The organism is Alkalilimnicola ehrlichii MLHE-1 (genome assembly GCF_000014785.1).
GTDB lineage: Bacteria > Pseudomonadota > Gammaproteobacteria > Nitrococcales > Halorhodospiraceae > Alkalilimnicola > Alkalilimnicola ehrlichii.
The window spans coordinates 1,247,482-1,259,818 of record NC_008340.1; the positions used below are offsets into that span (position 1 = coordinate 1,247,482).

General features: G+C 60.4%; 12 protein-coding genes and 1 tRNA gene. 11 read left to right on the plus strand and 2 right to left on the minus strand.

Going from position 1 to position 12,337, the window contains the following annotated elements; all coding sequences use genetic code 11:
- Positions 1-667 precede the first annotated feature (667 nt).
- Together MLG_RS05470 and MLG_RS05475 are read right to left on the minus strand one after the other, a co-directional pair.
- A tRNA-Asn gene (locus MLG_RS05470) sits at positions 668-743 on the minus strand.
- Positions 744-846: 103 nt separating this feature from the next.
- The gene (locus tag MLG_RS05475; RefSeq protein ID WP_011628816.1) at positions 847-1,185 is read right to left on the minus strand and encodes a hypothetical protein; all 339 of its coding nucleotides are present in this window, start codon (positions 1,183-1,185) and stop codon (positions 847-849) included.
- Positions 1,186-1,346: 161 nt separating this feature from the next.
- Here MLG_RS05475 and MLG_RS05480 point away from each other — a divergent pair, with 161 nt between their 5' ends.
- The 11 genes from MLG_RS05480 (at position 1,347) to MLG_RS05530 (ending at position 12,320) form a co-directional block, all read left to right on the plus strand.
- Positions 1,347-2,054, plus strand: coding sequence for a Crp/Fnr family transcriptional regulator (locus MLG_RS05480; protein WP_011628817.1), 708 nt, complete (start codon positions 1,347-1,349; stop codon positions 2,052-2,054).
- 154 nt (positions 2,055-2,208) lie between these two features.
- A complete protein-coding gene (locus tag MLG_RS15390) occupies positions 2,209-2,526 on the plus strand; it encodes a c-type cytochrome (RefSeq protein ID WP_011628818.1) in 318 nt (105 codons plus the stop codon).
- A gap of 184 nt (positions 2,527-2,710) precedes the next feature.
- Positions 2,711-3,052 carry a c-type cytochrome gene (locus MLG_RS05490; RefSeq protein ID WP_011628819.1) on the plus strand — a complete coding sequence of 114 codons (342 nt, stop codon included), beginning with the start codon at positions 2,711-2,713 and terminating at the stop codon, positions 3,050-3,052.
- 67 nt (positions 3,053-3,119) lie between these two features.
- Positions 3,120-5,222, plus strand: a complete 2,103-nt coding sequence (gene nosR / locus MLG_RS05495; protein ID WP_232209287.1) for a transcriptional regulator NosR — start codon at positions 3,120-3,122, stop codon at positions 5,220-5,222.
- Positions 5,223-5,275: 53 nt separating this feature from the next.
- A complete protein-coding gene (gene nosZ / locus MLG_RS05500) occupies positions 5,276-7,198 on the plus strand; it encodes a TAT-dependent nitrous-oxide reductase (protein ID WP_011628821.1) in 1,923 nt (640 codons plus the stop codon).
- 61 nt (positions 7,199-7,259) lie between these two features.
- Positions 7,260-8,582, plus strand: a complete 1,323-nt coding sequence (locus MLG_RS05505; RefSeq protein WP_198003246.1) for a nitrous oxide reductase family maturation protein NosD — start codon at positions 7,260-7,262, stop codon at positions 8,580-8,582.
- The gene (locus MLG_RS05510) at positions 8,579-9,505 is read left to right on the plus strand and encodes an ABC transporter ATP-binding protein (protein ID WP_011628823.1); all 927 of its coding nucleotides are present in this window, start codon (positions 8,579-8,581) and stop codon (positions 9,503-9,505) included. Before MLG_RS05505 ends, MLG_RS05510 begins: the two co-directional genes overlap by 4 nt.
- On the plus strand, positions 9,502-10,329 hold the full coding sequence (locus tag MLG_RS05515; RefSeq protein ID WP_011628824.1) for an ABC transporter permease: 828 nt from the start codon (positions 9,502-9,504) through the stop codon (positions 10,327-10,329). Before MLG_RS05510 ends, MLG_RS05515 begins: the two co-directional genes overlap by 4 nt.
- 9 nt (positions 10,330-10,338) lie before the next feature.
- Positions 10,339-10,920: a nitrous oxide reductase accessory protein NosL gene (locus MLG_RS05520; RefSeq protein ID WP_011628825.1), complete on the plus strand. Its 582-nt coding sequence runs from the start codon at positions 10,339-10,341 to the stop codon at positions 10,918-10,920.
- Positions 10,920-11,672 (plus strand): alpha/beta hydrolase, encoded by a 753-nt coding sequence (locus MLG_RS05525; RefSeq protein WP_011628826.1) that lies wholly within the window; start codon positions 10,920-10,922, stop codon positions 11,670-11,672. The genes MLG_RS05520 and MLG_RS05525 overlap by 1 nt, the downstream gene beginning before the upstream one ends.
- A gap of 33 nt (positions 11,673-11,705) precedes the next feature.
- Positions 11,706-12,320, plus strand: coding sequence for a hypothetical protein (locus MLG_RS05530; RefSeq protein ID WP_011628827.1), 615 nt, complete (start codon positions 11,706-11,708; stop codon positions 12,318-12,320).
- The last annotated feature ends 17 nt before the right edge of the window (positions 12,321-12,337 follow it).

Genomic DNA, 12,337 nt, shown 5'->3' on the forward strand with positions numbered 1-12,337 from the left:
TCCGGCCCGATGGGGTGGCCGCCCACGAAACCCCTAGCGCCCCGGTGGCCTCACTCAGCCATCGGGGCGTGTTTTGTTTTTGGGAGCCGCCATCGCAACGGAAGCACTCGCCATGTATGAGGCGGAGGCGAAGGAGAGGCAGAGGTTGTCCCCTGGGCGGCCAGTCGCGAGCGCCGGAAAAGGTCCGGAAATAATTCCGGATGTTTCTGATGATCAGCCCATCACCACCAGTCAGAAGGCCGCCATCGCAGCCGAGAAGATGGAGCCGCCCAAGCCGTCCCGCTACGAGCAAGAATCCCGCGCCAAGGCCGCCGCAGACTTCGGCACCAATCCGCGCTATGTGTCGGATGCGAAGAGGTGGCGCAGTGCTAGGCCGCATTCTTGCATGTCATGCAAGGGGCATTCCCCCATGCAAGGCGTGCCAACATTGAAGTTTCCTATCGGTATTGGCGGTAAACGGCGTTTGTCCTATCGACCTGCGCGGGTGGTCTGGCATCCATCCGCAGAGTGGGGCGGGTTCTGGCGACCCGGTGGCCGACCGCTGGGTAAAGTGCGCTGCACCCAGTTATGCACCTAGCAACCGCCAATGTGCACCCACCTGTGCACCCAGATAACCCCCAGACAAACAAAAAGGGCCTAAGCGAATCGCCTAGGCCCTTGTTTTGTATGGCTCCCCGGGACGGGCTCGAACCGCCGACCCAGTGATTAACAGTCACTTGCTCTACCAACTGAGCTACCGGGGAACTGTGCGTTGCGTTGTGCTGGGCATTGTACTCACGCGCTGCCACCTGTCAAGCCCGTGCCAGAGAAGCCCGGAGCGGCATAACCGGCGCTCGCCGTCGGGTGTCAGCAGAAATCGCGGTTGGGCATTAGCCAGCCGGCAGATGGTCGGTGACCGGCCTGTTCCGCCTCACGGTAGCGTTGGATGAAGTCGCTCACCAGCGCCTCCAGTGCGGCATCCGGATCCTTCTCATCCTCCAGGTCCACCATGGCGGGTTCGTCCTGTAGCGGGGTCTGTATGAAGTGGCTCTGCTCGTAGCCCAACGCATGGTTGTGGATCTCATAGTAGAGCCTGAGCCTCACCGTGGTCGGGATCGAGCCGAGGCGAAAGTCCACCTCGGCGAGAAGCTCTCTGGCCTCCTCCACAATGGGGTCCTTCAGTGCCTTGACGTTAGCAGCTTGCATCAGCTTTTCCCTCCGGGAAGCCAGTTTGGGTCGTTTGTTGCCATCTATCAAAAAATAAAGATGTAAATGCCCCGTGTCTTTGCTTTGTATCAAACATAGAACTAAAGTCATAAGTAACAATATTCATAATATATGTATCGCACCAAAGCCGGAGGATTGTGATGGTGACTACCAATGTCATCAGGTTGCACGAGGATTTGGAGACTAGTCCGCTCTTCTCCGGGCTGGCTGAACGCCAGGTCTCCGAGGTTATCTCGCGCGGACACCGCCGTGTGGTACCCGGTGGCGGGACTTTGTTCAACTGCGGCGAGCCGGCAGATCAGTTTTTTCTGGTGGTCGAGGGTGCCGTGAAGTTGTTTCGCGCCATGAGTAATGGCCACGTGGTCGTCGTCAGGATCATCCGGCCGGGGGAACCCTTCGCCGCCTGCTCGGTCGTGGGCCGGCCGGACGCGACATACCCGGTGACCGCCCGCGCCTGGATGGATGTGACGGTGCTGGCGTGGTCCCGGGGGACGATGAGTAGCGAACTTCGTCGGTTACCTACGCTGCAGTACAACCTGCTTCAGCTCGTTAGCCAATACCAGGACCAGACCGTGGACCGCCTTTGTGAGTCCTCTACGCAGCCGGTCGCACAAAGGCTGGCCCACTGCCTGCTGCGACTCGCTGACCAGGCCTCCATACCCACCACGGATGGTTTGCAGCTGCGTGACCCTTTGACCCGCCAAGAGTTGGCGGAATTCTGCGGAACGACGCTCCATACCGTCAGCCGCCTGCTGGCGCAATGGGAGCGCGATGGCCTGGTGCGTGTCGGGCGCTGCCGGGTCACGCTCGCATCCACGAAACGCTTGCAACTCCTCAGCATGCAGTAACCAGCCGTCGATTGCACCTGCGACAGATTGTCCCAGGTCAATTTGTTCTCCGGCAAAGACCTTTCCAGTGTTTAGGCGTTCACTAGGTAACGAGCCGGTGGTAAACAGCGCCGGCTCTATAACGACAACAGCTTTCTGGAGAGGTACACCGGACATGTTTCGCAAAATGATTGTATCTGTAGCAGTCGGCGGGGCGCTGCTGGCCTCCGGGGCCGCCGTGGCGGGTGACCCGGAGCGCGGTGAGCAACTCGCGACCACCTGTTTTGCCTGCCACGGGGCGCAAGGCCGCAACGACTCACCTCAGTACCCGCAGCTGGCGCAGCAGAACGAGGAGTACATCCTCATCCAACTGCAAAACTTCCAGGACGGGAGCCGGGAAGACCCGCTGATGTCGCCCCAGGCGGCGCAACTCACTGAGCAGGACAAGAAGGATCTTGCTGCCTATTTCACGGCACAGACGCTTTGCCCATAAGCGGGTCGGCGGTCATTCCTCACACTTCGGGCGAAGGCTGGAAGCCGCGACCGAACACCGCAGCAGAGTTTGTTCACGCACAAAGATAAAGCGTGCGGTGCGGTGGTGAAGTGGGGGTGCTTGCTGGCCGGCGACCCAATGAAAAGAACCACCACAGGCCGACTGATTACGAGGTACACGAGCGATGGCACACCGAATTTTTTTGAGCGCGCTGGTTGGGGTGGCCTTATCCATTCCGATGCTTGTCTCTGCGGAAGAGCTTAAGGGAGATCCCAACCAAGGCATGCTTTTTGCCGCGACCAGTTGTTACCAATGCCACGGGTTGACGGGCAGTGATCCTGCGTTTGATCGCTACCCTCGACTGATCGGACAGCATGAGAATTACCTGTTTAAGCAGTTGGTGGCCTTCAGGGAGGGAGATCGGGAACACACGGAAATGACGCCGATTATGGACAGGCCTCAATTCCAGAGGGATCAGGCGCTTAGGGATGTTGCTGCGTGGTATGCAGCGCAAGGCTGCGAATAGCCGTTAGCTTTAGCCTTTTGTGGAGGCCCCAGTGATCAATCGGTTTCGCCCGTTTCTGATAATTCTGTTGACCGCGCTGCTCCTGCTCCCTTTCAGCGGGGCCTGGGCAGCGGACTGGCTGGAAGACCTGTTTCCCGGCGCGGACGAGGTAGGGGAGCCAGAAGGCGATCCCCCTGTCATCCCGCTCTTCTCTAATGGTGAGAAGGTGGGCTACGCCTTCGAAACAGTCAACTTCGCGCCAATCGGCGCGTATTCCGGCAAACCGGTCAACATGCGGGTGGGGCTGGACCTTAACGGCAAGATCACTGGGGCCCAGCTCCTTGATCACTCCGAGCCCATTGTGCTGATCGGTGTTCCGGACTCAAAACTGGTGGAGTTTCTGGAGCAGTACGAAGGCCTGCACGTTACCGACCGAGTCCGCGTTGGTGGCCGTGACCGTGAGGGCTATATCGGAGTCGACTCCGTCTCCAGCGCCACAGTAACGGTGGTGGTGATGGGGGATTCCATCATGCGCTCAGCGCGTATGGTGGCCCGTGAGCGCGGCATTGTTGAAGTGGATACCGCGGCCCTCCGCGAGCCCGCGACCGTCCGCGAGGATATCTTCGAGCCAGCCACCTGGCAGGAACTGATTGAAATGGGGGCCCTGGGTCATCTCCACATCACCCTGGGTGACCGGGACGACGCCTTTGTCGGCACCCGCGGCGAGGGGATCGACGAGGCCCCCGAAGAGCGTCGTGACGAGACGCTCATTGAGCTCTTTTATGCCTATGTGAACGTGCCCACCGTCGGCCGCAACCTGCTCGGCGATGACGCCTACGAGCGGATGATGGCGCGTCTTGAGGAAGGCGAGCATTTGATCGCCGTTATGGCCACCGACGAGAGCAATTATTCGTTCAAGGGGGATGGCTGGGTACGTGGCGGTGTCTTCGACCGCATGCAGATCGTGCAGGGCGACGAGACCGTTCAGTTCCATGATCGAGACCTGATCCGACTGTACGACGTGGCCATCGACGGGCAACCGCCGCTCGACGAGAAGGAGTTATTTATCGTCCGGCAGGAGGCCATGTTCGATCCGGCCGAGCCAATCGAGCTGGAGCTGCTGGTGCGCCGCGAGGTGGGGCCCGTCGACCGGATGAACGCCCGGTTCTTCACCACCTACCAGGTGCCCGAGCATTTCCTGGATATCCCGGAGCCGCCACCCAGCCTGGAAGAGGATGACACGCCCCTGTGGCTGACGGTCTGGGAGGACCGGGTGTTCGGTATCACCGTGCTCGGCCTCGGCCTGGGGTTACTGACCCTGATCCTGCTGTTCCAAGATGTGTTGGCCCGCCGGCCGCGGCTACTGTACTGGATCCGCCACGGGTTCCTGGTCTACACGGTCGGGTTCATCGGTTACTACACCCTGGCCCAGTTGTCCGTGGTCAACGTGCTGACCTTCATGAACTCGCTGTTCACGGACTTCCAGTGGTCCACGTTCCTGATGGACCCCTATATGTTCATCCTCTGGAGCTTCGTGGCAGTGACCGTGCTGCTATGGGGACGTGGGGTCTTCTGTGGCTGGCTCTGCCCCTTCGGTGCCATGCAGGAGCTGATCAACGAGGTGGCCCGGAAGCTGAGGGTGCCCCAGTTTGAGCTGCCCTTTGCGGTGCATGAGCGACTCTGGGCCTTGAAATACATCATTTTGCTGGGCCTGTTCGCGGTGTCGCTGCACTCGCTGATCGAGGCCGAGCGGTATGCCGAGATTGAGCCTTTCAAGACCGCGATCTCTATGCAGTTCATGCGCGAGTGGGCCTTTGTGCTCTACGCGGTAGGGCTCTTGGTAGTCGGGGTCTTCATGCGCAAGGCCTTCTGCCGGTATGTCTGCCCCCTGGGGGCGGCCCTGGCCATCCCAGCACGGATCCGTCTGTTCGACTGGCTGCGCCGTCACCAGGAGTGCGGCAGCCCCTGCCAGATCTGCGCCAACGAATGCGAGGTGCAGGCCATTCACCCGGACGGGCACATCAATGCGAACGAGTGCCACTACTGCCTGGACTGCCAGGTGACGTACTGGAACGACCGAAAGTGCCCACCAATGATTGTTGGCCGTAAACGCCGGGAAAAGGCGGCGCGGCAAGCCGAGGGGCGGGCGAATAAAGCCTTCCCTGATCTGAAGAAGCCCCAGGAAGCGTGATATGCCGGGGGGCGTAAGCGAGTGTTCGATGTAAAGCCGAGAGGGCGATGACAATGAAAGAGATGGACACAAAGACCACCACGGTGGACACCACCAACAGTGAGGAATCGGCGGGCCTGCGGAACCCGAGCCGTCGTAAGTTCCTCGGTACCACGGCTGCCGTTGGGGCGGTCAGCGCCGCGGGTGCCGCCGGCACCGGTGCGCTGGTTCGCTCCGGTGAGGTACAGGCAGCCGACCAATCCATTCTAGAGAAGATCCACGTAGGGCCGGGGGATCTCGACGAGTACTACGGCTTCTGGAGCGGCGGTCACAACGGCGAGGTTCGGGTTTACGGCGTGCCGTCGATGCGGGAGATCATGCGCATCCCGGTATTCAATGTCTGTTCCGCAACCGGCTATGGCATCAGTAACGAGAGCAAGCGGATTCTGGGCGAAAGCTCTAAGTTCCTGAATGGCGACGCCCACCACCCGCATATCAGTTACACCGATGGCAAGCACGACGGCCGGTACCTGTTTATCAACGACAAGGCCAATACCCGCGTCGCCCGGGTCCGGCTTGACATCATGAAGACGGACAAGGTGACCACCATCCCGAACGCCCAGGCGATCCACGGCCTGCGGCTGCAGAAGGCGCCGAAAACCGGCTATGTCTACTGCAACGGTGAGATGATCATTCCGTTGCCCAACGACGGCACCGAGCTGGAGGATCCCAAGAAGCACTTCTCCGTCTGGTCCGCGTTGGATTCTGAGACCATGGAGGTGGCCTGGCAGGTGCTGGTGGATGGCAACCTGGACAACATGGACTCCAGCTATTGTGGGAAGTACGGGGCATCCACCTGCTACAACTCCGAGCACGGCTTCACGCTTGAGGAGAAGATGCGGGCGGAGCGCGACCATGTGGTCATCTTCAATATCCCGCGCATCGAGGAGGCCGTCGAGAATGGCGAATACATGACCTTCGGTGACAATGGCGTCCCGGTGGTCGATGGCCGAAAGGGTTCTCAGCTTACCCGGTACATCCCGGTGCCCCGTAACCCCCACGGCCTGAACGGCTCCACCGACGGCAAGTACTTCATTGCCAACGGCAAGCTGTCGCCCACGGTCACCATGATCGACATTTCCCGTTTGGATGACCTGTTCGATGACAAAATCGAGCCGCGGGATGCGGTCGCCGGCGAGCCGGAACTGGGTCTGGGGCCACTGCATACTACTTTTGACGGGCGCGGCAACGCCTACACTACGCTGTTCATCGACAGCCAGGTGGTCAAGTGGAACATGGAGGATGCGGTCCGCCACTTCCAGGGCGAGAACGTCAACTACATCCGGCAGAAGTTGAACGTGCACTACCAGCCGGGCCACCTCAAGGCCACGCTGGCCGAATCCAGTGAAGCGGACGGCAAGTGGTTGTTCTCCCTTAATAAGTTCTCGAAGGACCGCTTCCTTCCCGTGGGGCCGCTGCACCCGGAGAACGATCAGATGATCGACATCTCCGGCGAGGAGATGAAGCTGGTCCACGATACCCCGACCTTTGCGGAGCCGCATGACTGCGTGGTGGTTCGGCGTGACCAGATCCAGACCAAGCAGATCTGGGAACGCGACGATCCCTACTTCGCTGAAACGGTGAAGATGGCGGAGGAGGACGGTGTCACTCTGACCCGTGATAATAAGGTCATCCGTGACGGCAACAAAGTGCGGGTCTATATGACCCTGATTGCGCCGGAGTTCGGTATGAACCACTTCCGGGTGAAGCAGGGTGACGAGGTGACCGTGGTCTGCACCAACCTCGACATGATCCAGGACCTCACCCACGGCTTCTGTGTGTGTGATCATGGGGTCAGTATCGAGGTCAGCCCGCAGCAGACGGCATCGGTGACCTTTACCGCCGACAAGGCCGGGGTCTACTGGTATTACTGCAACTGGTTCTGCCATGCCATGCACATGGAGATGGCCGGTCGCATGATCGTGGAACCCGCGTAAGGCCGAGCGCTGCCGGACCGGGCACCGCACCGGTTCGGCAGCCTCTGAGAGACTGATGCGAATGACCTTGAAATCCATCGTTACGCTGATGCTGTTGCTCACCCTCTCCCTGATGAAGGGGGCCTGGGCCGAGCCAACGTATGTGCAGCCCGGGGGTATGGGTCTGCAGGAGGCCATTGATCAAGCCGAACCTGGCGATACGCTCTCGCTGCGACCCGGGGTCTATAGAGGCAACTTCCGGATCGATAAACCCTTGACCCTGAAGGGGGATAACGGGGCCATCCTGGATGGCCAAGGGGTCGGTGTCACCCTGTCCATTATTGGTGCACCAGATACCCGTGTGGAGGGCCTGATCATCCGCAACAGTGGCATCGATATGACTGAAATGGATGCTGCGATCTTTCTCGACAAGGGCTCCCACCGCACAGTTATTACAGGTAACCGGATTCATTCCCGTGCCTTTGGGATATGGGCCGGGGAGAGCGATGAGGTGCTGATTATCGCCAACCGGATCAGCGGTGATACCCGTATGCGTTCGGCAGAGCGCGGCGATGGCATCCGCATGTTCCGGCTGACAGACTCGGTCATCATCGCCAACGAGATCTGGGAAGCCCGCGACGGCATCTATATCGATGTCAGTCATCACAACCGTCTGATTGGCAACGTCCTGCATAATCAGCGGTATGGTATTCATTACATGTTTTCCCACACCAACGATGTGTTGGTGAACCGAACCTATGATAACCGCATGGGCTACGCCCTGATGATGTCCCGTCACCTCAATGTACAGGGGAATACCTCTATCAGGGATCAGAATTACGGGATTCTTCTTAATGCGGTCACTTATTCCTATCTCGCAAGGAACCGTTCTCTTGACGTGATGCGGGGCCACCCGCCCGGTACGCCGGATGGGCATGGCGTTCTTGGCGCCGAGGGCAAAGCCGTTTTTATTTACAACTCGCAACACAACGAATTTGAAGACAACCTGTTCGCCCGTGCGGAGATCGGCGTCCATCTGACAGCCGGCTCCAACAACAACCACTTTCACGGCAATTCATTCGTCGGGAACCAGCACCAGGTGATGTACGTCGCGAATGTGGAGCAGGAGTGGTCTCACGAGGGGCGGGGTAACTACTGGAGCGATTACATGGGTTGGGATCTCAGGGGCGATGGCATCGGTGATGTCCCGTATGAGCCCAACGATGCCATGGACGGCATCCTCTGGAAATACCCTGCCGCCAAGATCCTTTTGAACAGTCCTGCGGTGCAGGTCCTGCGCTGGGTTCAGCGGCAATTCCCGGTGCTTCGCCCCAGTGGCGTGAAGGACAGCTATCCGCTGATCAGGCCTGCGCATGATTTGAAGCTCCTGGAGGAACTCGGGTGAGCAAAGTAGTCAGTCTAGAGAGCGTCGATAAGCACTTCGGGTCGGTCCACGCGGTCACCGGTCTCACCCTCGGGCTGGAGGCCGGCGAGGTGCTGGGTTTGATGGGCCACAATGGGGCCGGTAAATCGACCACAATGAAACTTATCCTGGGCTTGCTGACGCCAACGGCCGGCAGCGTGGAGGTCTTTGGAAAGAGTCCTTCACAAAAGGAGGCGGCGGACCTGCGCGGCAGGATCGGCTATCTACCGGAGAATGTTTCCTTTTACGAGCAACTGACCGGCCGAGAGGTGCTGCGGTACTTTGCGGATCTGAAGAAGGTGGCCCGTAGCCTGGTCGGGACACTGCTCGAGCGGGTCGGCCTGGCCCACGCCGCGGACCGAAAGGTGCGGACCTATTCCAAGGGCATGCGTCAGCGGCTGGGCCTGGCGCAGGCGCTTTTGGGGGACCCGCAGCTACTCCTGATGGATGAGCCCACGGTGGGGCTTGATCCCATCGCGACCCGCGACTTCTACGACATGATGGATGACCTGCGCGGGAAGGGGGTGAGCATCATTCTCTGCTCTCACGTCCTCCCGGGCATTGAGCGCCATATCGACCGCGCCGCCATCATGGGCCAGGGCAAGCTGCTTGCCCAGGGCACACTCGATGAACTGCGGCGCCTCGCTGGGTTGCCTCAGACCATCAAGGTCTTTACCCGCACGCCCGACCGGATCCTCGCCCATGCGGAGGGCACCGGATTGGAGGGGCGTCGGGTGAACGGGCAGGCCGTCGAGATCGTTACCCACGATGGCCAGAAGGTGGACGTGCTCAGGCACCTGCTGGCCAGTGAGGGCGTGGACGACATGGAGTGGCAGCCGGCCTCGCTGGAGCACCTCTACGTGCACTTTGACAAACAAATGGAAGGGAGTGGGGCGCCGCGATGAACGCCATTTTCACTGTTGCCGGCAAGGAGTTTAGAGATGGTCTGAGAAACCGATGGGTGCTAGCCATTACCATCGTCTTTGCGCTCTTTGCGATCGGTCTGGCCTGGTTTGGGGCGGCGGCGGCCGGTCATGTCGGGTTTACCGGTGTGGCCACCACGATCATCAGCCTGGCCACCCTGGCTGTGTTCCTGATCCCGCTGATCGCGCTGATGCTCGCCTACGACAGCATCGTCGGGGAAGATCAGCAGGGCACCCTTCTGCTTCTGCTGACCTACCCGTTGTCACGCAGTCAATTGGTCACGGGTAAGTTCCTGGGCCATGCCAGCATTCTCGGGCTGTCCACGCTGGTGGGGTTCGGGGTTGCGGGTGTGGTCATCGGGCTGCTCGGGGGCGGAGTTGATGCCGGCCAGCTGGCGGGCGGGTTCGGCATGTTCATTGGCAGTGCGCTGCTGCTGGGCTGGTCCTTCATTGGAATGGCGTACCTGATCAGCGTGATGGTGGGGGACAAGTCCAAGGCCGCCGGCCTTGCCCTGGTGGTCTGGTTTCTGTTCGTTCTGGTCTATGACCTGGTGCTGCTTGCACTGCTGGTGGGGACCGAGGGGGCCGTCTCTTCGGTCCTGTTCCAGGTGCTGCTGCTCTTCAACCCCACTGATGTCTTCCGACTGATCAATCTGACCGGTTTTGAGGCGGCAAGGGAGTATGCGGGGCTGACGTCCGTGGGTGCCGACGCCTATTCGCTCCCCCTGCTGTTTGGTGTTTTGGCGGTTTGGGCGGTTGTGCCCTTTCTCCTGGCGATGTGGCGATTTCGTCACAGGACTGCTTGAGGTTTATAGATGACTGATCGGCGTACCCTGTTGAAGCTGTTTTCCGGCCTCCCCCTAGTGGGCCTGACGGTGGCGTGCAGCGAGACGGAGGACCAGACAGCGGCCTGCTCACCCAGGCCCTTCCACGACGATGAACTCTGTGTGTTGTGCGGCATGACGATTGTCGAATACCCCGGGCCGAAAGCCCAGGCCTGTGTCGATGACGGCACCCGGAACCTGGGATTTTGCTCCACCACTGACCTGTTTGCCTGGGCACTGCAGCCGGAGAACGCCACCCGGCTGCGCCGGGCCTACGTCCATGACATGGAGGGGCAGTCGTGGGAGTCCCCCGATGACAGCCTGCTGATGGTGGCTAAGCAGGCATATTACGTCGTCGGCGATCCCCGGATCGCTGCCATGGGCCTGACTCTGGTGCCCTTCGGTGACGACCGGCGGGCCGAAGCGCATAAACAGCACCTGGTCGATAACGGTGTGGACGACGCCCACATCCTGACCTACGACGAGATCGACTGGGATGTCCTAAACGAACTGAGTTCCGCGGTCGGCTCGATGGACTTCGAGCGCGCGCGGGAAATCATGGGTGACATGTGATGCAGGAAGGAAAGATTCAAGAAGAGTCCGATTATGAGGTCTCCAGCTGGGGGCAACTGGCCCCTGGCGAGGAGGTGCAGCGGGGACCGATGCTGATCTCGGACTGGAGCACCAACGAGCGGCCGGTGGCATCCGTGATCTGGCTGCACGGCCTTGGTGCGAATGGGACCGACTTTGATGGGGTTTTCCCCAAGATGCGGCAAACCAACCGTATTGGCATCCACCACGTGGTGCCCCACGCCCCGGTGCGGCGGATCACCGTGAACGACGGGGGGCTGCTCAGGGGGTGGTTTGATCTGTTCAGTCTGGATCTCGACGCCGAGGAGGATGTCGAGGGCATCCGCGATAGCCATGAACGGATCGTTGATCTGATCAGAGATGAGCAGGATGCAGGCATCCCGGCCAACCGGATCGTGCTGGCGGGCTACTCCCAGGGCGGCGCCATGGCCCTGCACACGGGGTTGCGGTACCCGGAGCCGCTCGCGGGCGTGGTCTGCCTTTCCGGCTATCTGCCGTTGCCGGAAACGCTGCAGGCGGAACAGCACCACGCCAACGCCGGTACCCCCATCTTCATGGCCCATGGCACGCGCGATGATGTCATGGACTTCGGGCGTGCCGAGCAGGGGCGCGAGAAGCTGAAGGCCCTCGGTCACGACGTGCATTGGGAGGATTACCCGATTATGCATGAGGTGTGCATTGAGGAAATGGACGCGCTGGATGAGTGGCTCATGGCGCGCCTGAAGCAGGACTGATGGGTCTCCGGTCACCTATTCGAGGTCACACAATTGAACAGCATTACCCAGAACTTTGGGGCTCATGGCCGCCTTCTGACCGCTCTGGCCGTTGCACTCCTCGGGGGCGGTTTCGCCTCCTCGGCTGCGGCCTGCCTGGAGGCCGGCGAGGAGACAGTCGGCGAGGTCAGTGATTCCTTCTGTGGTCAGGAGGGCTGGCCGCTCTTTTATGCCGGTGAGGTTGACGGGATCAAGACCTTCTTCGACGCCGAGTCCGGTGATCCGCAGATGCGATGGGACAGCGCCACCTGCCATCAGTGCGTGGGCGGCGTGGACACCTCATTTTCGGATGGTTACAGCAACACCTACGAAGTGCTGTGGGACTACGGCGACTCCGACGGCCTTGAAGGGTTTGATAGCGCTCGTTACTGCGCGGAGAAAGGCGAGGGGTGGTTCCTGCCCGCCATAGAGCAATTGGAACTGGTCTGGGAAAACCGGGACCGGATCGACTACTCGCAGGTCGGATGGTCCGATTCCGCGATGCCCTATTGGTCATCCACCGTGGACAAGGATACCGGCCAGGTACTGCATGTGCGGTTCATGGACGGTCAGCGGGCCATGTTTTTTACGCATTTCAGTCGGCTGGTGCGCTGTGCCCGGGCTGAATGAGGGTGTACAGAGGTAGA